The organism is Streptomyces sp. NPDC104202 (genome assembly GCF_055584185.1).
In genome coordinates, this window is record NZ_JBVJMN010000013.1 from 103,369 (window position 1) to 123,695 (window position 20,327).

At 73.0% G+C, this 20,327-nt stretch carries 22 protein-coding genes, 1 tRNA gene and 1 riboswitch; of the genes, 17 read left to right on the forward strand and 6 right to left on the reverse strand.

All coding sequences use genetic code 11. The features are described 5' to 3' along the window. The first annotated feature begins 44 nt into the window (after window positions 1–44). The 7 genes from ACZ60W_RS12005 to ACZ60W_RS12035 all read left to right on the forward strand — a co-directional run bounded on the left by ACZ60W_RS12005 (window position 45) and on the right by ACZ60W_RS12035 (window position 5,166). Complete coding sequence (locus ACZ60W_RS12005; protein ID WP_469755219.1) at window positions 45–683, forward strand: HD domain-containing protein; 639 nt, start codon at window positions 45–47, stop codon at window positions 681–683. Next, window positions 676–809: riboswitch (cobalamin riboswitch) on the forward strand. Its footprint overlaps the gene before it by 8 nt. A gap of 41 nt (window positions 810–850) precedes the next feature. After that, window positions 851–1,822 (forward strand): ABC transporter substrate-binding protein, encoded by a 972-nt coding sequence (locus ACZ60W_RS12010; protein ID WP_469755220.1) that lies wholly within the window; start codon window positions 851–853, stop codon window positions 1,820–1,822. Then, window positions 1,819–2,898: a FecCD family ABC transporter permease gene (locus ACZ60W_RS12015; RefSeq protein WP_469755221.1), complete on the forward strand. Its 1,080-nt coding sequence runs from the start codon at window positions 1,819–1,821 to the stop codon at window positions 2,896–2,898. Before ACZ60W_RS12010 ends, ACZ60W_RS12015 begins: the two co-directional genes overlap by 4 nt. Next, a complete protein-coding gene (locus tag ACZ60W_RS12020) occupies window positions 2,895–3,680 on the forward strand; it encodes an ABC transporter ATP-binding protein (protein WP_469755222.1) in 786 nt (261 codons plus the stop codon). The genes ACZ60W_RS12015 and ACZ60W_RS12020 overlap by 4 nt, the downstream gene beginning before the upstream one ends. A gap of 44 nt (window positions 3,681–3,724) precedes the next feature. Next, the gene (locus ACZ60W_RS12025) at window positions 3,725–3,841 is read left to right on the forward strand and encodes a putative leader peptide (protein ID WP_317852193.1); all 117 of its coding nucleotides are present in this window, start codon (window positions 3,725–3,727) and stop codon (window positions 3,839–3,841) included. A 90-nt stretch (window positions 3,842–3,931) separates the two neighbouring features. After that, window positions 3,932–4,210, forward strand: a complete 279-nt coding sequence (locus tag ACZ60W_RS12030; RefSeq protein WP_366304964.1) for a MoaD/ThiS family protein — start codon at window positions 3,932–3,934, stop codon at window positions 4,208–4,210. A 5-nt stretch (window positions 4,211–4,215) separates the two neighbouring features. Further along, window positions 4,216–5,166 carry a PLP-dependent cysteine synthase family protein gene (locus tag ACZ60W_RS12035; protein WP_469755223.1) on the forward strand — a complete coding sequence of 317 codons (951 nt, stop codon included), beginning with the start codon at window positions 4,216–4,218 and terminating at the stop codon, window positions 5,164–5,166. Window positions 5,167–5,188: 22 nt separating this feature from the next. On the opposite strand, the gene ACZ60W_RS12040 is transcribed toward ACZ60W_RS12035, so the two are convergent. Then, on the reverse strand, window positions 5,189–5,689 hold the full coding sequence (locus ACZ60W_RS12040; RefSeq protein ID WP_469755224.1) for a type II toxin-antitoxin system PemK/MazF family toxin: 501 nt from the start codon (window positions 5,687–5,689) through the stop codon (window positions 5,189–5,191). A gap of 204 nt (window positions 5,690–5,893) precedes the next feature. On the opposite strand from ACZ60W_RS12040, the gene ACZ60W_RS12045 reads away from it, so the two are divergent. Further along, on the forward strand, window positions 5,894–6,646 hold the full coding sequence (locus ACZ60W_RS12045) for an MBL fold metallo-hydrolase (RefSeq protein ID WP_469755225.1): 753 nt from the start codon (window positions 5,894–5,896) through the stop codon (window positions 6,644–6,646). Window positions 6,647–6,749: 103 nt separating this feature from the next. On the opposite strand, the gene ACZ60W_RS12050 is transcribed toward ACZ60W_RS12045, so the two are convergent. Continuing rightward, a complete protein-coding gene (locus ACZ60W_RS12050; protein ID WP_469755226.1) occupies window positions 6,750–8,015 on the reverse strand; it encodes a PTS transporter subunit EIIC in 1,266 nt (421 codons plus the stop codon). A gap of 286 nt (window positions 8,016–8,301) precedes the next feature. After that, a complete protein-coding gene (locus tag ACZ60W_RS12055; RefSeq protein WP_469755227.1) occupies window positions 8,302–9,600 on the reverse strand; it encodes a PTS transporter subunit EIIC in 1,299 nt (432 codons plus the stop codon). Window positions 9,601–9,835: 235 nt separating this feature from the next. Between ACZ60W_RS12055 and ACZ60W_RS12060 the strand changes: the two genes are divergently transcribed. From ACZ60W_RS12060 to rdgB, 4 genes are all read left to right on the forward strand, one after another. After that, the gene (locus tag ACZ60W_RS12060) at window positions 9,836–10,069 is read left to right on the forward strand and encodes a PTS sugar transporter subunit IIB (protein ID WP_469755228.1); all 234 of its coding nucleotides are present in this window, start codon (window positions 9,836–9,838) and stop codon (window positions 10,067–10,069) included. A gap of 85 nt (window positions 10,070–10,154) precedes the next feature. Further along, a complete protein-coding gene (rph, locus tag ACZ60W_RS12065; RefSeq protein ID WP_469755229.1) occupies window positions 10,155–10,886 on the forward strand; it encodes a ribonuclease PH in 732 nt (243 codons plus the stop codon). A gap of 75 nt (window positions 10,887–10,961) precedes the next feature. Then, window positions 10,962–11,363: a hypothetical protein gene (locus ACZ60W_RS12070; protein ID WP_469755230.1), complete on the forward strand. Its 402-nt coding sequence runs from the start codon at window positions 10,962–10,964 to the stop codon at window positions 11,361–11,363. A gap of 31 nt (window positions 11,364–11,394) precedes the next feature. Continuing rightward, on the forward strand, window positions 11,395–11,997 hold the full coding sequence (gene rdgB / locus ACZ60W_RS12075) for an RdgB/HAM1 family non-canonical purine NTP pyrophosphatase (RefSeq protein ID WP_469755231.1): 603 nt from the start codon (window positions 11,395–11,397) through the stop codon (window positions 11,995–11,997). 45 nt (window positions 11,998–12,042) lie between these two features. Here the strand turns inward: rdgB and ACZ60W_RS12080 are convergent. The 3 genes from ACZ60W_RS12080 to bcp form a co-directional block, all read right to left on the reverse strand. Then, window positions 12,043–12,126: transfer RNA gene (locus tag ACZ60W_RS12080), tRNA-Leu, on the reverse strand. Between the two features lie 68 nt (window positions 12,127–12,194). Next, window positions 12,195–13,691, reverse strand: a complete 1,497-nt coding sequence (proP, locus tag ACZ60W_RS12085) for a glycine betaine/L-proline transporter ProP (RefSeq protein WP_469755232.1) — start codon at window positions 13,689–13,691, stop codon at window positions 12,195–12,197. A gap of 112 nt (window positions 13,692–13,803) precedes the next feature. Beyond that, on the reverse strand, window positions 13,804–14,277 hold the full coding sequence (gene bcp, locus ACZ60W_RS12090; protein WP_351782733.1) for a thioredoxin-dependent thiol peroxidase: 474 nt from the start codon (window positions 14,275–14,277) through the stop codon (window positions 13,804–13,806). A 126-nt stretch (window positions 14,278–14,403) separates the two neighbouring features. Here bcp and ACZ60W_RS12095 point away from each other — a divergent pair, with 126 nt between their 5' ends. The 5 genes from ACZ60W_RS12095 (at window position 14,404) to ACZ60W_RS12115 (ending at window position 20,325) form a co-directional block, all read left to right on the forward strand. Continuing rightward, window positions 14,404–14,724, forward strand: coding sequence for a DUF3618 domain-containing protein (locus ACZ60W_RS12095; RefSeq protein ID WP_469755233.1), 321 nt, complete (start codon window positions 14,404–14,406; stop codon window positions 14,722–14,724). A gap of 46 nt (window positions 14,725–14,770) precedes the next feature. Then, a complete protein-coding gene (locus ACZ60W_RS12100; RefSeq protein ID WP_366304986.1) occupies window positions 14,771–15,106 on the forward strand; it encodes a GroES family chaperonin in 336 nt (111 codons plus the stop codon). A gap of 241 nt (window positions 15,107–15,347) precedes the next feature. Next, a complete protein-coding gene (locus tag ACZ60W_RS12105) occupies window positions 15,348–17,756 on the forward strand; it encodes a hypothetical protein (protein WP_469755234.1) in 2,409 nt (802 codons plus the stop codon). A gap of 494 nt (window positions 17,757–18,250) precedes the next feature. Next, the gene (locus ACZ60W_RS12110) at window positions 18,251–19,714 is read left to right on the forward strand and encodes a hypothetical protein (protein WP_469755235.1); all 1,464 of its coding nucleotides are present in this window, start codon (window positions 18,251–18,253) and stop codon (window positions 19,712–19,714) included. A gap of 164 nt (window positions 19,715–19,878) precedes the next feature. Beyond that, window positions 19,879–20,325, forward strand: coding sequence for a Pycsar system effector family protein (locus tag ACZ60W_RS12115; RefSeq protein WP_469755236.1), 447 nt, complete (start codon window positions 19,879–19,881; stop codon window positions 20,323–20,325). Window positions 20,326–20,327: the final 2 nt, after the last annotated feature.

Here is a 20,327-nt window from a genome sequence, read left to right on the forward strand (position 1 = left end):
TACGGCCATGGCGGGGGTGCGGCCCCGCCGACGAGGCTGGTCCCATGAACGCACTCGCGCTGATCCCCGACAGCAGGCTCGCCGCCGCCGCCACCGAGCTCGTCCGCGACACCACGAGCGACCTCGTCTACGACCACTCCCGCCGCGTCTACCTCTTCGGCGCCCTCCAGGGCCGCGCCCGAGGTCTCGCCTTCGACCCCGAACTCCTCTACGTCGGCGCGATGTTCCACGACCTCGGCCTCGGCCGGGAGCACCGCGGCAGCGGCCGCCGCTTCGAGGTCGACGGCGCCGAGGAGGCCGCCTCCTTCCTCCGCGCGCAGGGCGCCGACGAGGACGCCGTCCGTCGCGTCTGGACCGCGATCGCCCTCCACACCACCCCCGGCGTCCCGGAGTTCATGGAGCCCGAGGTCGCCCTGGTCACGGCCGGCGTCGAGTACGACGTCCTCGGCATCGGCTACGACGACCCCGCCGTCGTCGGCCCCGAGGACCGGGCCGCGGTCGTCGCCGCCCACCCGCGCCCCGACTTCAAGCGACGGATCCTGGAGGCGTTCGCCGAGGGCGTCGCCCCCAAGCCGGACACCGCCTTCGGCAACGTCAAGGCCGACGTCCTGCGCCACTACGTGCCCGGCTTCGTCCCCGGCGACTTCGTGACCACCATCCGCGAGTCGTCCTGGCCGGAGTGAGAGACTGGCCGGGACCCAAGGGCGGCAGGACCCAGGAAGCCGGTGCGAATCCGGCACGGTCCCGCCACTGTGACCGTCTCCGAAAGGAGGCGGAAGCCAGGAACTGACCTGCCGCCTCCCACCGCCGATCGGGGACGTGGAAATCCCCGGAGGAGGCCGTTTCCGCCATGTCCTGGCGTCGCCCGCTGCTGTCCGCAGCCGCCCTGATCCCGCTGCTCGCCGCCTGCTCGGCCGCCCCCGAGGCAGCCGCCCCGCCCGCGAAGCCCGCCGCCGGATTCCCGTACACCGTCACCAACTGCGGTGTGGAACACACCTACCAGGCGCCGCCCCGGCGCGCGGTCACCATGAACCAGCACGTCACCGAGATCATGCTCGCCCTCGGCCTGGAGAAGTCGCTCGTCGGCACCGCCTACCTCGACGACGCCGTCCTCCCGGCGTACCGCGCGGCGTACGACACCGTCCCCGTCCTCGCGAAGGAGTACCCCTCCAAGGAGGCCCTCCTCGCCGCGAACCCCGACTTCGTCTACGGCGGTTACTCCTCCGCCTTCGACGCCAAGGACGGCCGGAGCCGCGACGACCTCGCCCGCTCCGGCATCGCCACCCGCCTCAACACCGAGTACTGCCCCACCGGTTCGCCCTCCCTCGACGACCTCTACCGCGAAGTGCGCGAGACCGGGCGCACGTTCGGCGTGGCCGGCCGGGCCGAGAACTGGATCCGCTCGGCCCGCGCCACCGTCGCCGCCACCGCGCAACGGCTCCACGGCACCCGGCCCGTCTCCGTCTTCGTCTACGACAGCGGCGACAAGACCGCGTTCACCGCCGGCGGCAAGGGCATCGGCAACGAGCTCATCACCCGCGCCGGCGGCCGCAACGTCTTCGCCGACCTCGACAAGGCCTTCGGCGACGCCACCTGGGAGCAGGTCGTCGACCGCCGCCCGGACGTCATCGTCATCTACGACTACGGCACCACCACCGTCGAGCAGAAGAAGCGAAGGCTCCTCGACGACCCCGCGCTCCGGGACGTCCCGGCGATCAGGAACCGGCGGTTCGCCGTGATGCCGCTCTCCGACACCGTCCTCGGCGTCCGCGTCCCCGCCGCCGTCGACAAGCTCGCCGCCCAGCTCCACCCCGCCCGGTGAGCACCGCGCTCCGCCCGGCCCGGACCCCGGCCCGCGCGGCGGCCCCGGGCCCGGGTCCCGCCCGCCCCGCGCGGTACGCCCTCGTCGTCGCGGGACTCGTCCTCGCGCTGGCCGCCGCCGCGCTCGCCTCCCTCGCCCTCGGCTCCGTCCGCGTCCCGCCCGGCCAGGTCCTCGACGCCCTCACCGGGCGGGCGGCCCCGTCGCCGTACCGCACGATCGTGCTCGACGTACGGCTGCCCCGGGTCCTGCTCGGCATCGTCGTCGGCGCCGGGCTCGCCGTCGTCGGCGCCGTCCTCCAGGCCCTCGTCCGCAACCGGCTCGCCGACCCCTTCCTCCTCGGCATCTCCTCCGGAGCCTCCGCCGGCGCCGTCCTGGTCCTCGTCGCCGGCATCGGGGGAGGGGTGACCACCACCCTCGCCCTGCCCGCCGGCGCCTTCGGCGGCGCCCTCCTCGCGCTCGTCCTCGTCTACGGACTCGCGCGCCGGGGCGGCACCATGACCGGCGCCCGGCTCGTCCTCGCCGGGGTCGCCGTGTCCTACGTCCTGTCCGCCCTCGCCACCCTGATCCTCGTCGTCGCCGGGCGCCCCGAGCAGTTCCAGGAGGCGCTGTACTGGTCCCTCGGCGGCCTCGGCAGCGCCCGCTGGGACACCCTCGCCCTGCCCGCGGCCGTCCTCGCCGCGGGCGTCGGCGTCCTCCTCACCCTCGCCCGCCCCCTCGACCTGCTGCTCACCGGCGAGGAGGGCGCCACCGTCCTCGGACTCGACACGGCCCGGTTCCGCGCCGCCGTCTTCGTCCTCGCCTCCCTCGTCACCGCCGTCATGGTCGCCGCCAGCGGAGCCGTCGGCTTCGTCGGCCTGATGGCCCCGCACGCCGCCCGCCTCGCCGTCGGCGCCCCGCACCGCCGTCTCCTGCCGGTCGCCGCGCTCGGCGGCGCGCTCGCCCTCGTCCTCGCCGACCTCGGCGCCCGGACCGTCGCCGCGCCCCAGGACATCCCCGTCGGCGTGCTCACCGCCCTCACCGGCGGCCCGTTCTTCCTCTGGCTGATGCGCCGCCGCCCGGAAGGGGCACCCCTGTGACCGAACTCCGCCTGCACGGAATCTCGTACGGCCGGCGCCTGCGCTCCGTCGACCTCACCGTCGGCCCCGGCGAGACCGTCGGCCTCATCGGCCCCAACGGCAGCGGCAAGACCACCCTCCTGCGCTGCGTCTACGGCACCCTCGTCCCCACCGCGGGCCACGCCGCCCTCGACGGCGACGACCTCCACGCCCTCGGGCCCAAGGCCCGCGCCCGCCGGGTCGCCACCGTGCCCCAGGACGGCGCCGCCGAGTTCGAGCTCACCGTCCGCGAACTCGTCGCCCTCGGCCGCTCCCCGCACAAGCGGTTCTGGGAGGGCGACACCGGGGCCGACCGGGACCTGGCGGCCGCCGCCCTCGCCCGCGTCGGCCTCGCGGAGCTCGCCGACCGCCCGTACCCGACCCTCTCCGGCGGCGAGCGCCAGCGCGCGCTCGTCGCCCGGGCCCTCGTCCAGGACCCGGCCCTCCTCGTCCTCGACGAACCCACCAACCACCTGGACATTCGCCACCAGCTCGACGTCCTGGCCCTCGTCCGCACCCTGGGCACCACCAACCTGCTCGCGCTCCACGACCTGAACCTCGCGGGGGCGTACTGCGACCGCCTCTACGTCCTCGAACGGGGCCGGCTGGTCACCGGAGGCACCCCCGACGAGGTCCTCACCCCCGAGCTGCTGGACGCCGTCTACGGGGTGGAAGCCGAGGTCATCCCCCATCCGAGGACCGGCCGCCCGACCGTCGTCTACCAGCACGGTCCGGCAGGCGGTCAGGAATCATCCACCATGTGAGATCACATTCCGGAACCCGGACCGGGAATCGATACGATGAGCCCATGGTTTCCCACGACGTGAGCGAAGAGACTCCGGGCACACCCCTGCTCGTTGCGCGCCTGCACGTCGACCTGTGCCGCCTCGCCAGCGCGATGTGTACGTCCCGCGCTGCGCTCTGAGCGACCGGCCGAGCGCACACCCCGTACGACCCCTCCGCGCGGGCCCCCAGCAGCGCGCCCACCACGTCACTTCCGACAGGAGCCCACGTCATGGCCATCGAGGTCCGCATCCCGACCATCCTCCGCACCTACACCGACGGCGAGAAGGCCGTCGAGGGCAGCGGTGACACCCTCGCCGCGCTCTTCGCCGACCTGGAGTCCCGCCACACCGGGATCGAGGCCCGCATCGTCGACGGCGGCAAGCTCCGCCGCTTCGTCAACGTCTACCTGAACGACGAGGACGTCCGCTTCCTCGACGGCATCGACACCAAGCTCTCGGACGGCGACAGCGTCACGATCCTGCCGGCCGTCGCCGGCGGCATGGTCTGATCCACATGCGCTACGACTCCTCGCTGGCCGCGGTCGGCAACACGCCGCTGGTCCGCCTCCCCCGGCTCTCCCCCTCGGAGGACGTCCGTATCTGGGCGAAGCTGGAGGACCGCAACCCGACCGGCTCGGTCAAGGACCGCCCCGCGCTCCACATGATCGAGCAGGCCGAGAAGGACGGCCGGCTCACGCCCGGCTGCACCATCCTGGAGCCGACCAGCGGCAACACCGGCATCTCCCTCGCCATGGCCGCCAAGCTCAAGGGCTACCGCATCGTCTGCGTCATGCCCGAGAACACCAGCGAGGAGCGGCGCCAGCTGCTCGCCATGTGGGGGGCGGAGATCGTCTCGTCCCCCGCGGCGGGCGGCTCCAACACGGCGGTCCGCGTCGCCAAGGAGCTCTCGGCCGAGAACCCGTCGTGGGTGATGCTCTACCAGTACGGCAACCCGGACAACGCGGGCGCCCACTACGCCACGACCGGGCCGGAGATCCTCGCCGACCTGCCCTCCATCACCCACTTCGTCGCCGGCCTCGGCACGACGGGCACGCTGATGGGCGTCGGCCGGTACCTGCGCGAGCACAAGCCCGACGTCAGGATCGTCGCCGCCGAGCCGCGCTACGACGACCTCGTCTACGGCCTGCGCAACCTCGACGAGGGCTTCGTGCCGGAGCTGTACGACGCCTCCGTCCTCACCACCCGCTTCTCCGTGGGCTCCGCGGACGCCGTCACCCGCACCCGCGAACTCCTCCAGCAGGAGGGGATCTTCGCGGGCGTCTCCACCGGCGCGGCCCTGCACGCGGCCATCGGCGTCGGCAACAAGGCCGTCAAGGCCGGCGAGAGTGCCGACATCGCGTTCGTCGTCGCCGACGGCGGCTGGAAGTACCTGTCGACCGGCCTCTACACGGCCGCCACGACGGAAGAGGCGATCGAGACGGTCCAGGGCCAGCTCTGGGCCTGAGCCCCGCGGCCCCGGACACCCCCTAGCGCGCCAGATGGCGGACCTGGTCCCAGACGACCGGGTCCGCCGTTCCCACCCTCCGGCGGAACCCGCCCACCGGCACGTCCCGCAGCTCGTCCGTCTCCAGGAAGCTGGGCCGCCCCTGGGCGTCCCCCACCGACCCCGGCGGCAGCGCGATCACGCCCGGCCGCTCGTCGTGGTACTTGCTGGTGATCTTCGCGACCCGCGCGTTGCCGCCCCGCACCACCAGCACCAGACACGGCCGGTCCTTCGACCCGGGGCCGTCCTCGTAGGGCACGTCGGCCCACCAGATCTCGCCCGCCCGCGGACCGCGCTCCGGGCCCCGCCCGCGCGGCGCGGGCCGGCCCGGCGGCCGGGTCCGCCCCGGGGCCCGGGACGGGGCCCTTTCCGAGGGCCGTGCCGGGGGACGCCTCCGGCCCGAGCGCCGCCACCCGTCGGCGAGCGCCACGACCAGGGCTGCCACCACGACCGCGCCCAGCGCGGGCCACCACGACGTGTCCATACCTCAAGACCGTACCGGCGTGCGGTTCCCTCCGCCGCAACGGCCCGCCATCCATCCGAACCGGTGACAGAGCCCGTGAGTTCGCCCACAACGGGCCACCACGAAGGAGCGACAGGCCCGAGTGCGCCTTACGCTCGACAGATCGCACAGCCTCCCCCTCCTCTCAGCGCGCTTTCCGTACCCGTCCACGGAGGTTCACGCTCCATGAAGCTCACCGTCGTCGGTTGCTCCGGGTCGTTCCCGTCCGCGGATTCGGCCTGTTCGAGCTACCTCGTCGAGGCCGACGGCTTCCGGTTGCTCCTCGACATGGGCAACGGCGCCCTGGGCGAGCTGCAACGACACATCGGTCTGTACGACCTCGACGCGATCTTCCTCAGCCACCTGCACGCGGACCACTGCATCGACATGTGCGGGTACTTCGTCGCCCGCTACTACCGCCACGAGGGCGGACGCTGCGACGCGATCCCCGTCTACGCGCCGGAGGGCGCCGAGCAGCGGCTCACCACGGCGTACGCGGACACCCCGTCGCCCACGTCGATGAGCGAGGTCTTCGACTTCCGCACCCTGGCGTCGGGCAGCTTCGAGATCGGTCCCTTCTCGGTCCGCACGGAGAAGGTCTGCCACCCCGTCGAGGCGTACGGCATCCGGGTCGAGCACGGCGGCCGGTCGCTCACCTACTCCGGCGACACCGGCGTCTGCGACGCCCTCCACGACCTGGCCGACGGGTCCGACCTCTTCCTCTGCGAGGCGTCCTTCACCCACGGCAAGGAGGACATCCCCGCCCTCCACCTCAACGGCCGCGAGGCCGGAGCCCAGGCGACCCGCGCCGGCGTCGGCCGCCTCGTCCTCACCCACATCCCGCCGTGGACCGACGGCGAGCGCAACCTCCAGGACGCCCGCGAGGTGTACGCCGGCCCCTCGGAGCTGGCCCGTCCGGGCGCGGTCTACGAGATCTGACCCGCCGTACGCCCCCTCCCACGCGCCCCCGTCCGCGCGCGGACGACGGGAAAGGCCCCGGAACCGTTCGGTTCCGGGGCCTTCCTTCGTGCGGGGGAGGGGCTCACGCCTTGGTGAGGTCCTCGATCTCCTCCTCGGGCTCGCGGCCCGGGGTGGGGAGGTTGAACTTGGTGATCGCGAAGCGGAAGACCACGTAGTAGATCGCCGCGAAGACGAGACCGATCGGGATGATCAGCCACGGCTTGGTCGCGAGGTTCCAGTTGAGCAGGTAGTCGATGCCGCCGGCGGAGAAGGTGAAGCCCGCGTGGACGCCGAAGGCCCAGGTGACGGCCATCGAGACGGCGGTCAGGACCGCGTGGATCGCGTACAGCAGCGGCGCGATGAACATGAAGGTGAACTCGATCGGCTCCGTGATGCCGGTGACGAAGGAGGTCAGCGCGAGGGAGACCATCATGCCCATCACGGCCTTGCGGCGCTCGGGGCGAGCGGCGTGGGCGATGGCGATCGCGGCGGCCGGGAGGCCGAACATCATGATCGGGAAGAAGCCCGACATGAAGATTCCGGCGCTCGGGTCACCGGCGAAGAAGCGGTTCAGGTCACCGTGGACGACCTCGCCGGCCGCGTTGGTGAAGTCGCCGATCTGGAACCAGGAGACGGTGTTCACGAACTGGTGCATGCCGACCGGGATCAGCGCGCGGTTGATGAGGCCGAAGAGGCCGGCGCCACCGGCGCCGAGGCCGGTCATCCACTCGCCGAAGCTGGAGATGCCCTCGCCGATCGGCTCCCAGACCAGGCCGAAGACGACGCCGACGGCGGTGCCGACGAAGGCCATGATGATCGGGACGAGACGGCGGCCGTTGAAGAAGCCGAGCCAGTCGACCAGCTTGGTGCGGTGGAACTTCTGCCACAGGACGGCCGACAGCAGACCCATCAGGATGCCGCCGAGGACACCGGGGTTGTTGAACGTCGCGGCGACGTCGACACCCTTGTTGGCGGTCGTGTTGACGACGGCCTCGGTGATCGGGAAGGCCTTCAGCACGTTGCTGTAGACCAGGAAGCCGACGAGCGCGGCCAGGGCGGTGGAGCCGTCCGCCTTCTTGGCGAAGCCGATGGCGACGCCGATGCAGAAGAGCAGGGGCAGGTTGTCGAAGACCGCGCCGCCGGCGGTGGCGAAGACGGAGGCGACCTTGTCCCAGCCGAGGCCGTCGGCGCCGAAGACGTCGGGCTGGCCGAGACGGAGCAAGATACCCGCGGCCGGCAGTACGGCGATCGGCAGCTGCAGGCTGCGACCGACCTTCTGCAGGCCCTGGAACAGGCCGGATCCGCGCTTCTTCGCGGGAGCGGCGGCCTGGGCGGTGGCCGTACTCATCAACTTCCTCCAAGAAGGCAAGGCGCCGCCGGGGACGTGAACACGGGGGGAGGCGACGTCTCGTGGAACGCGGTGTTCTGGACCGCGTGGTCTACACCAATGAGTGGTGTAGACCAGTTTTAGCACGTGAGACTTAGATAAGGAACCTGCGAATTTTGTGGGCTCGGCCATACCCCGAAATGCACGACATAAGGCCCCCGGACGGTGAGGTCCGAGGGCCTTCTGTGGGTCTTACGAGGGGGGCGAAAGCCCTGAATCGGGCGCGTTCCGGGCCGTGACCGAGGGGCTACTTGACGTTGTCGCGCTCCATCTCCTCCGCGACCTCCTCGGGTTCGCGGCCCGGTGTGGGGATGTCGAACCGGGTGATCGCGAACCGGAAGATCACGTAGTACACGACCGCGAAGGCGAGGCCGATCGGGATGATCAGCCACGGTTTGGTCGCGAGGTTCCAGTTGATCACGTAGTCGATCAGGCCGGCCGAGAAGCTGAAGCCGTCCTTCACGCCGAGCGCCCACGAGACCGCCATCGAGACGCCGGTCAGCACCGCGTGGATGGCGTACAGCACCGGGGCCACGAAGAGGAACGAGTACTCCAGCGGCTCGGTGATGCCGGTGACGAACGAGGTCAGCGCGACCGAGAGCATCAGGCCGCCGACCTCCTTGCGGCGGTGCGGCCTGGCGGAGTGGGTGATCGCGAGCGCCGCGGCAGGCAGCGCGAACATCATGATCGGGAAGAAGCCCGTCAGGAACTGCCCGGCGTTCGGGTCGCCCGCCAGGAACATCGGGATGTCGCCGTGGACCACCGTGCCGTCCGGCTTCTCGTACGTGCCGAACTGGAACCAGATGGGCACGTTCAGGAACTGGTGCAGGCCGATGACGAGCAGCGCGCGGTTCGCCAGGCCGAAGATGCCCGAGCCCCACGAGCCGAGGCCGACCAGCCAGTCGCTGAAGTTCTCCAGCGCGTCGCCGATCGGCGGCCAGACCCACAGGCAGAGCGAGGCGAACGCGATCGCCACGAAGGTCATGATGATCGGGACCAGGCGCCGGCCGTTGAAGAAGCCCAGCCAGTCGACCAGCTTCGTGCGGTGGTAGCGCTGCCACAGGTAGGCCGTGAGCAGGCCCATGACGATGCCGCCGAAGACGCCGGGGTTCTGGTACGTGTAGGCGGCGTAGACGTCGTCGGGCGACAGGCAGCCGCCGCCGATGTCCGCCGTGCCGGCGGGGCAGTCCTTCGGGAACTGGCGCAGCACCGTGTAGTAGACGAGGAAGCCGACCACGGCCGCCAGTGCGGTCGAGCCGTCCGACTTCTTCGCCATGCCGATGGCGACGCCGATGCAGAACAGCAGCGGCAGGCCGAGGTTGCCGTCGAGGAGGGCGCCGCCGGCGCCGGCCATCACGGCGGCGACGTTGTCCCAGCCGAGGCCGTCGGCGCCGAACACGTCCGGCTGGCCGAGCCGGTTGATGATGCCGGCCGCGGGCAGGACGGCGATGGGGAGCTGGAGGCTGCGCCCCATCTTCTGGAGACCCTGGAAGAGCCCGCCCCACACGGACTTCTTCGGTCGCGCCGCGGCGCTGTCGGTACTCATCGGCGTCCTCCCTGCCCGGAACAAGCCGGGTCCGCGTCTCGTTGCACACTGGTGTAGACCAGTTGCGGTAGGCTCCGGGAGCCCACTGAGGACAGGCCGCCGGTGATCGTCATCATTCGGCAGAACGGCGGCACTCGCTCGCGAAGTTGGGCCAACCGTGGGTTACCGTGACAAAGCGGACCGCAGGTGCGCCGAGACTCGCGTTCGCGCGAACGGAACGGACAGGGAGAAACACATGGCCACCAAGGCTGAGAAGATCATCGCCGGGCTGGGCGGCATCGACAACATCGAAGAGGTCGAAGGCTGCATCACCCGCCTGCGCACCGAGGTCGTCGACGCCGGCCTCGTCGACGAGGCCGCCCTCAAGGCCGCCGGCGCCCACGGCGTCGTCAAGATGGGCACCGCCATCCAGGTCGTCATCGGCACCGACGCGGACCCGATCGCCGCGGAGATCGAAGACCTGATGTGAGCGTGAGCGCACCGCTCACTTCCTGACGAGGGGCCCGTTCCGGCAGGGGAACGGGCCCTTCGTCATGTCCGGATACGCTCCTCCCATGTCTCGCATCGACGGCCGTACCCCCGAACAGCTCCGCCCCGTCACCATCGAACGCGGATGGAGCAAGCACGCCGAGGGCTCCGTCCTCGTCTCCTTCGGCGACACCAAGGTCTTCTGCACCGCCTCCGTCACCGAGGGCGTGCCCCGCTGGCGCAAGGGCAGCGGCGAGGGCTGGGTCACCGGGGAGTACTCCATGCTCCCCAGGGCCACCAACACCCGCGGCGACCGCGAGTCCGTCCGCGGCAAGATCGGCGGCCGCACCCACGAGATCTCCCGCCTCATCGGCCGCTCCCTGCGCGCCGTCATCGACTACAAGGCCCTGGGCGAGAACACGATCGTCCTCGACTGCGACGTCCTCCAGGCCGACGGCGGCACCCGCACCGCCGCCATCACCGGGGCCTACGTGGCCCTCGCCGACGCCGTCACCTGGGCCCAGGGCAAGAAGCTCGTCAAGGCCGGGCGGCAGCCCCTCACCGGTACCGTCGCCGCCGTCTCCGTCGGCATCGTCGACGGCGTCCCCCTCCTGGACCTCTGCTACGAGGAGGACGTCCGCGCCGACACCGACATGAACGTCGTCTGCACCGGCGACGGCCGCTTCGTCGAGGTCCAGGGAACCGCCGAGGCCGAGCCCTTCGACCGCGCGGAGCTCGACGCTCTCCTCGACCTCGCCTCCGGCGGCTGCGCCGACCTCGCCGCGATCCAGCGCAAGGCGCTCGAAGGAACCCTCTGACGCCTCCCCGCGTCCTGACGGTCGACGGGCGCGCGGACCGTACCCGGTACGATCCGTGCGCCCACCAGGACTGTCATGTACAGGGGAGGACCCGCCTTGAAGCGCCGAATCGCACTCACCGTGGCCACGGCCGCCGCGCTCACCACCGTCCTGAGCGGCTGCGGAGCCCTCGACACCGCCATGGACTGCGTCAAGACCGCCGACGCGATAGCCACCTCGGTGTCCAACCTCCAGCAGGCCGTCTCCAACGCCTCGAACGACGTGACCCAGATCGAGGAGTCCCTCAACTCGATCTCCACCGAGCTCGGCAACCTCAAGAACACCACGGACAACGCCGACCTCTCCAAGGCCGTCGACGACCTCACCAAGGGCGTCGACACCGTCCGCACCGCCGTCAAGAACGGCGACACCACCCCGGACATCCAGCCGATCACCGACGCGGCCGGCGAAGTGGCCAAGGTGTGCACCCCGGGCTGATCCCCGCCGCCCGGCCCCGATAATCGAGGACATGACCCGTCTGATCCTCGCCACCCGCAACGCGGGCAAGATCACCGAACTCCACGCGATCCTCGCCGACGCGGGCCTCGACCTCGAACTCGTCGGCGCGGACGCGTACCCCGAGATCCCCGACGTCAAGGAAACCGGCGTCACCTTCGCGGAGAATGCCCTCCTCAAGGCGCACGCCCTCGCCCGGGCCACCGGCCTGCCCGCCGTCGCCGACGACTCCGGCCTCTGCGTCGACGTCCTCGGCGGCGCCCCCGGCATCTTCTCCGCCCGCTGGTCCGGCACCCACGGCGACGACCGCGCCAACCTGGACCTGCTCCTGGCCCAGCTCTCCGACATCGACGACGCCCACCGCGCGGCCCACTTCGCCTGCGCCGCCGCCCTGGCCCTCCCCGACGGCACGGAACGCGTCGTCGAGGGCCGCATGAACGGCTCCCTGCGCCACGCCCCGGCCGGCACCAACGGCTTCGGCTACGACCCGATCCTCCAGCCGGAGGGCCACGAGATCACCTGCGCCGAACTGACCCCGGCCGAGAAGAACGCGATCAGCCACCGCGGCAAGGCCTTCCGGGCCCTGGTGCCCGTGGTGCGCGAACTGCTGGGCTGACACGACGGAAGGGCCGCCCCGTGCGGGGCGGCCCTTCTCGCGTCGTGCGGCCGGTGGGACTCGAACCCACACGGGCTTTCGCCCACTGGGACCTAAACCCAGCTCGGCTGCCAGTTACGACACGGCCGCGTGCACGGCCATCGTAGCGGGCACGCCCCGTCGGGCGGCGGGCCGCGTCCCGCCTTCCCGCGCGGGGCTCAGAACCTCGGTTCGGGCGCCTGGGCCATCACCAGTTCGGCCGCCTCCTCGGGGGTCTCCACCGACGGCGGCGACCCCTCCAGCGGCTGCCGCGCCGTCTCCTTCATGCACGCCACCGCGACCACGCCGACGAGCGCCGCGCCCATCGCGTAGTACGCCGGCATCAGGGCGCTGCCGGTGGCGCCGATCAGCGCGGTGACGACGAGCGGGGTCGTCCCGCCGAACAGGGACGCCGACACGTTGTAGCCCACGGACAGCGAGCCGTACCGCACGTCCGTCGGGAAGAGCGCCGGGAGCGCCGCCGACATCGTGCCGAGCATGCAGACCAGCGACAGGCCGAGCATCAGCATGCCCGCCACGATCGCCGCGACGTCGCCCTGACGGATCAGCAGGAAGGCGGGCAGCGACAGCAGGAGGAAGCCCAGCATCCCCGTCATCAGGACCGGCTTGCGGCCGAACCGGTCGCTGAGCCGGCCGACCCGCGTGATGACCAGCATCAGCAGCACCATCACGAGCAGCAGGACCAGCAGCCCGTGCGTCTCGCTGTAGCCGAGCTCGTCGGAGAGGTACGTCGGCATGTACGACAGCAGCATGTAGTCGGTGATGTTGTACGCGCCCACGAGGGCGATGCAGAGGATCAGCGTCGGCCACTGCCGGCGGAGGATCTTCGCCAGGTCGTCCCTGGTGGAGGTCTCCACCGCGTCCGCCGCCTCCGAGGCGCGCGCCGACTCGCTCTCCAGCTTCCGGAAGGCGGGCGTCTCGTCCAGCCGCAGCCGCAGGTAGAGGCCGGCCAGCCCCAGCGGGCCCGCCACCAGGAACGGCACGCGCCAGCCCCACGCCTCCATGGTGTCGGGGCCCAGCCACGCGCCGAGCGCCGTCACCAGACCGGCCGCGCCGACGTACCCGGCCAGCGTGCCGAACTCCAGGAAGCTGCCGAAGTAGCCCCGGCGCCGGTCGGGGGCGTACTCGGCGATGAAGGTCGAGGCGCCGCCGTACTCGCCGCCGGTCGAGAAGCCCTGGACCATCCGGAAGAAGACCAGCAGGGCGGGGGCCCAGAAGCCGATCGAGGCGTACGAGGGGATCAGGCCGATCGCGAAGGTGCCGACGGCCATCAGGATCATCGTCAGCGCGAGGACCTTCTTGCGGCCGAGCCGGTCACCCATCGGGCCGAACACCATGCCGCCGATCGGGCGGATCAGGAAGGCGACCGCGAACGTCGCGAACGACGACAGCAGCTGGACCGTGTCGTTCCCGGACGGGAAGAAGACATGGCCGAGGGTGACGGCGAGGTAGGCGTAGATGCCGAAGTCGAACCACTCCATGGCATTGCCCAGCGAGGCCGCCCGGACGGCCCTCTTGACCGCCGCCTCGTCCGTCACCGTGATGTCCGTCCGGCGCAGCCGGGGCCGCCTGCGCCGGACGGCTGCCTTGAACAGGCGCGGATGGCGCCTCAGGGCTTCTGGATCCGTCGCGGGATCGCGGTCTGTGGCCGACATGACCGTACGTCCTCTCTGGGGAAGGAGCTCCAGGGGACACGTCTGCGCGATCATGGCGTTCGCAAACGGGAAAGACCGGGGATGGGACGTGCGTCACCCTCCCCGGTCGGTCTCAGCCCTCGATGGCGAGGTCCCTGATGATCTTGGCCACGTGGCCGGTGGCCTTGACGTTGTAGAAGGCGTGCTCGACCTTGCCGTCCTCGTCGACGACGACGGTGGAGCGGATGACGCCGGTCACCGTCTTGCCGTACAGCTTCTTCTCACCGAAGGCGCCGTACGCCTCCAGGGTCGTCTTCTCGGGGTCGCCGACCAGGGTGACCTTCAGGTTCTCCTTCTCGCGGAACTTCGCGAGCTTCTCCGGCTTGTCGGGGGAGACGCCGATGACGTCGTAGCCGGCGGCGGCCAGGACGTCGAGGTTGTCGGTGAAGTCGCAGGCCTGCTTGGTGCAGCCGGGGGTGAGGGCGGCGGGGTAGAAGTAGACGATGACCTTGCGGCCCTTGTGGTCCGCGAGGGAGACCTCGTTGCCGTCCGCGTCGGGAAGGGTGAAGGCGGGGGCGGTGTCGCCGGGCTGCAGTCGCTCGCTCATGGCTGGCTCTCCTCGGAGGTGTTCGCGTACGCGTTCAGAGCCTAATGGGGGTCGGGCGCGGCCCCGGGGCGGCGGAACTGACAGACTGACGGCAAACGACCGGATCACGACTACGGAGGCAGCGCGGTGTCGGACGCCAGGACCCCTGCGCAGATCGAGGCGGACATCGTCCGCCGGCGCGAGCAGCTCGCCGTCACTCTCGACGAGATCGGCATTCGGATGCACCCGAAGACGATCATCGGGGACGCCAAGGCCAAGGTCGCCTCGACGGTCGACCAGACCGCGGGACGCGCCTTCGTCGCGGTCAACCGGGTCGTCTCGGACGTGAAGGCACGTTTCACCCACGAGGACGGCGCCCCGCGCCTGGAGCGCGTCGTTCCGGTCGCGCTGGTGGCCGTGGCGGTCGTGGGACTGCTCGCGGCGTCCTCGCGCAAGGGCAGGGGATGACTCCTCCCGGCTACGGGCGCCCCGCCCGGGCGGGTAGGTTCGAGCCGTGAGCGAGAACACGCACGACAAGCTGCCCATCCGGATGCTGCACGACCGGGTCCTGGTCCGCACCGACTCCCCCGAGGGCGAGCGGCGGTCCGGCGGCGGCATCCTCATCCCGGCGACCGCCGCGGTGGGCCGCCGGCTGTCCTGGGCCGAGGTGGTCGCGGTCGGCCAGAACGTCCGCACCGTCGAGATCGGCGACCGGGTCCTCTACGACCCCGAGGACCGCGCCGAGGTCGAGGTGCGCGGCGTGGCCTACGTGCTGATGCGGGAGCGCGACCTGCACGCGGTGGCCGCGGACCGGTTCCAGGGCTCCTCGGACACCGGGCTCTACCTGTAGGGCGCCCCGCGCGCCCGCCCCGGGGGGGGGGGGGGGGGGGGGGGGGGGGGGGGGGGGGGGGTTTGGGGGGGGGGGGAAGAAGGGGGGGGGGGGGGGGGGGGGGGGGCCCCCCCCCAACGCCCCGTACCGGAGGCGGCAACCGCACGTACCACGTCGGCGGGGACCTGCTCGACGTCCACGGCAACACCGTCCACGGCGACTTCACCGGCATCCGCAGGACCGCCCGGGCGGGGGAGCCGGAGTGAGCGACCTGGACGACGGCGCCCCGGGGAACGCCCCCCAGGACGCCGGCCGCGCCGACGACCCGGGCGGCGGGCACGGCCGCGCCGGCGACCGGCACGGCGGACACGGCCGGGGCGGGGACCGGAACGACCGCAACGACAGGAACGACCGCAACGGCGGCCGCGGCGGCGACCGGAACGACCGCGGGGACGGCGCCGGGGACCAGCAGCGCGAACCCAGCGTGTTCGCCGCCGCCGACCGGGGCCTCCTCGGCGCCGAGAGCGGCACCGGCGGCGCCGCCACCGCGCGCCGCGCCGTCCGCACCCTGGCCGGGACCGCGGCCGACCGGCACACCGTCATCCACGGCGACGGAGTCGTCTACGAGGGCCCCCAGGTCCTCGCCCTCTACGGCCCCGACCGCTCGCCCCACGTGGTCCAGGGACCCGTCCCGCCCGAGACGCTCGACCACCTCGCCCGCGTGTACTGCGAGCCCGTCGGCTACCAGCTCATGAAGGACCGGCTCCGCGCCCACCGGGTCCTCGTGCTCTGCGGCGAACCGAGCAGCGGCCGCCGCGCCACCGCGCTCGCCCTCCTCGACGAACTCACCCGCGGGAAGGTCTTCCGCCTCGACCCCCGCCACGGCGTCGACGAGATCACCGGGGAGTACGTCCAGGAGGGCGGCGGCCACCTCCTGGAGCTGCTCACCGAGGACATCAGGACCGAGAGCGAGCCCCGGCCCTCCCGCACGGACCCCGGCGACCGCCCGGCCACCGCCCGGCGCCCCGCCACCCGCCTCTCCGAGCTGCACCTCGACCGCTTCGGCGACCTGCTGCGCGGCCGCGAGGCGTACGGCGTCGTCCTCGTCGAGAACGGCGAGCTCGCCGACCGGCTCCTGCGCGGCCGGTACGGGGTCTACTGCGCCCCGCCGCCCGCCGACGAGGTCCTCCACCGCCACCTCCGGCTCCGGCTGAGCGGCGAGGCCCTCGCCTCCGCCCGGGAGCGCGCCGGCCGCCCCGACGTCGTCGAGGCCCTCGGCCTGGAGGCGCTGCGGCCGCGCGAGGCCGCCCGGCTCGCCGACCACCTCGGCCGGCACTGGCACGGCGAACTCACCGACGAGCAGCTCCTCGCCGACTGCGCCACCTTCGTCACGGCCCAGGCCCGGGCGTGGTTCGCCGGAGCCGACCGGCCCGGGACGCTCCCCGAGGCCCTCCCGGTCCTGAACGCCGGGGCCTTCCGCATCGCCGTCGCCGTCTTCGACGGCTCCGCCTACAGCCTCGCCGCCGAGGCCGCGGAGCTCCTCGCCTGGGAACTCGCCGTCACTCTCGACCCCGAACACGCCCCCGGACGACGGCTGTTCGGCACGCACGCCGAACACCGCCCGGTGCTCGCCCGCGCGGTCCTCGAGGACGGCGAACTCGACCTCGGCCCCGCCAAGGTGCCCGTGCGCGCCGTCCGCTTCCAGGGCGGAGGACTCGCCGGAGCCGTCCTCGGCGAGGTCTGGCACGGCTACCACAACGTCCGCGGCCCCGTCGCGCGCTGGCTGCGCGCCCTGTGCGACGACCCGCGCTCCGAGGTGTGGGTGCGGGCCTCCATCGCCGCCGGCGTGCTCTGCTCCTGGGACTGGATCCACGGCTTCCGCGAGCTGATCGCGCCCCTCGCCGCGACGGACGGACCCGTCGCCCGGATGGCCGCCGCCACCGCGCTCGCCGAGTCCGCCCGCGACCCCCGCGTCCGTCCGGCCGTCGCCGACGTCCTCAAGGAGTGGGCGGCGTCGGACGAGGACACGCTCGTCGAGACCGCCCTGCTCGCCCACGGCTACGTGCTCGCCGCCGGGGACGTGCCCGGCTCGCTGGACGCCCTCGCCAGGGTCGTCAGGGCCCGCGAGGCGGGGGACACCGACGTCCTCGTCCACGCCGCCTTCAGCGCCGCCCGGCTGCTCGCCTCCGGCGAGCCCGATCCCGTGCTGCGCCGGCTGCGCGCCTGGCTCGACGACGGCCGCACGAGCCTCGCCAACCTGGTCCTCCTCACCGTCATCCGCGCGCTCGGCACCCGCACCACGCATCTGTGGGGCCTGCGGGACGTGCCCGAGCTGGAACCGCACGCGGCCCGGCCGCTCTTGGTCGCCCTGCTCGCCACCCGTCCCGACCTGGCGCCCGACCTGGCCCGGCTGCTGCGCCACACGCTCGCCACGGCGCGCTCGGGCGAGGTGGCGCTGGAGGCGTTCGGCGGGCTGCTCCGGCGGGCGGCCAAGGACCCGGACGCCCTCGGGCACGTCTGCGGCCTGCTGCCGCTCCTCGCGGTGGACCGCCGCGACCGCGACCGGCTGCGGGGGCTGCTCAACGAGCTGGTCCGGGACCGCGACCGGCCCCTGGACCGGCGCGCGGCCCGGCGGATGTGGGACGCCGTCACGGAAGGAGCGCACCGATGACCGGGCCCGAGCAGGACCGGAGCGGCCGGCCGGACGACCGGACGCGGTGGGACGAACACGACCTCGACGGCCGCCGCCCGGACCGCCGGGGACCGGACCGTCCCGGGGGACAGGGCCCGGACGGGCGCGTACGGCAGCGGTACGAGGAGCCGGGCGAGCGGGCCCGCGACGAGCGCGCCCGGCAGCGGGACGCCGGACGGAACCCCCGTCCCGACCCCGTCCGGGGCGGCCGGGACGACCTCCGGCAGGGCGGCGGGACCGCCGGAGGACGGCAGGAGCGTGGCCGTGACGAGGAGCGCCGACGGGGAGAAGGACAGGGACAGCGCCAAGAGCCAGGACAGGCACAGGCACAGGGACAGGGACGGGCGTCCGGCCAGGGACGTGACCAGGGCCGGGGCCAGGACCGTGGACAGCGTCCCGCACCGGGACGTGGACAGGGGAGGGGCCAGGTGCAGGGGCAGGGGTCGACACCGGGTCGGGGCGAGGAGCGGGGCATGGGCCAGGGGCGTGAGCGGGAGCCGTGGAACGCGGACGCCGGCCGGCCGCGCGGACCGCTGCTGAGGGAGTACGCGCCTCCCTACCGCCGCCGCAGCGGACGCGTCGCCGCCGTGCTGCTCTACCGCAACGGCGGCCACCGCGTGGTGTGGCCCGACCGCAAGGAGGACGTCAACAAGCCGCTGATCGGCACCCCGTACACCGTCTTCGAGGTCCAGCTCGGCCGCAACGTCACGGAGTTCGTGCTCCAGCTGCCCGCGGCCGGCGACGGCGTGTTCTTCGAGGCCGTCGCCAGGATCCAGTGGATGGTCACCGACCCCCACCTCGTCGTCCAGGAGCAGGTCGAGGACGTCGCCGAGCTGCTGCACGACGAGCTGCTCGACGGCCTGCGCCGGATCTCCCGCCGCTTCCGCATCACCGACGCGCAGCGCGCCGACGAGGCCGTCCGGGAGGCGCTGAGCACCGGGCGCCTCAGCTTCGGCCGGGACATCGGCCTGCGCACCCGCGTCCACGTCTTCATCGACCTGGAGGAGTCGGTCAAGGCCGAGGTCCACCGGCGGGACCGGCTGGACGTGACCATGGAGGCCGACGCGCGCGAGGCCGAGGCGGAGCGCCGCAGGGACGCGGCGGAGCGGTCGATGATCGCCGACCGCGCCCGGGAGATCGAGGCACTCTTCCGCCGCGGCGACCTCGCCCAGATCGCCCACCACATGGCGGTCCACCCCGACAAGCAGTGGGAGATCCGCAACCAGCTCCAGCAGGAGCGGCGCCAGGGCCAGGAGGACTACCTCGCCGTCTTCACCCAGCTCCTGGAGACCGGCGTCCTGGAACGCCACGACATCGGCGAGCAGATGTACCAGGTGCTCATGTACCTGCGGTCCCAGACCGGCAACATCGTCGGCGGCATCACCGACCGGGTCCTCAACCCCTCCGGCGGCACCGGACAGCGCTCCCCGCGCGCCCTCGAGGACGGGACCCCCGAGCCGGGCCGGCCGGACTGGGACGACGACCCCCACGCCGGCGACGAGGGCGACCGCGCCCGCGGGGACCGCCGGACCCACGGGGGCGGGAGCCCGAACGGGACCGGCCGGGGGTACGGGGAGCCGGAGCGCCGGGAACGGCCCGAGGGGCGCGAGGGGCGGGGGGAGGGCCGGACGCGGCCCGAGGACCGCGGCCGGTGGGACGCACCGGAGGCCGGGGGCGGCCGGGACACCCCGCCCGCGCCCCGGGTCTACGAGCCGACCCGCGTCGAGTCCGCCGTCGACCGGGAGCGCGAGCGGGAGCGGGAGAGGGCGCGGGAGCGGGCCGACGCCGGCGACCACGAGGACCGGTACGAGCGCTACGACCGGTACGACCGCGACGATCCGTACGACCGTGAGGGGACCGGGCGTCCGGGCCGGGAGTCCCGGACCCGCCGTCCCGCCCGCCCCAGCTCCGACTTCGACGACTGGGACGACGCGTGACGGCCCCCGACCGCGCCCCCGACCGTGCCCCGGCCCCAGCCCCTGAGCGGGTCCCCGGCGGCGCCCCTGAGCGGGTCCCCGGCGGCGCCCCTGACCGTGTCCCCGGCGGCGCCCCTGAGCGGGTCCCCGCGCCGGCGCCCGCCCCGCCCGAGGAGCTCCGCTTCATGGCCGAGCGGCTGCTCGCCACCGTCCGCGAGGACATCGGGCGGGCCGACACGAAGGCCGCGATCCTGCTCTCCGGCGCGCTCGCCTTCCTCGCGGTCGTCTTCTCCGGGGAGCGCGCCCCGCTGCCCACGGCCGGTGCCGCACTCGTGTTCCTGCTGGTCGCGGGCGTGCTGTGGACGGCCGGGGTCGTGATGCTCGTGTCGGTGGTGCTGCCCCGCACCCGGATAGGGGCCGACCGCACCCTGCTGCGCGAGCTGACGGCCGGGCCGTCGGAGCCGGTGCTGCGCGAGCGGCTCACCGCCTCGGGCGCGGACGCGACCGGCTGGCTCCTCGAACAGGCCAGCGTGCACGGGCTCGTGCTCGCGGCGAAGTACCGGTGGCTGCGCCTGGGCGTGTGCGCGCTCGCGCTCGGCGCCCTCCTGGCCCTCTTCAGCGAACTGTGGTGAGA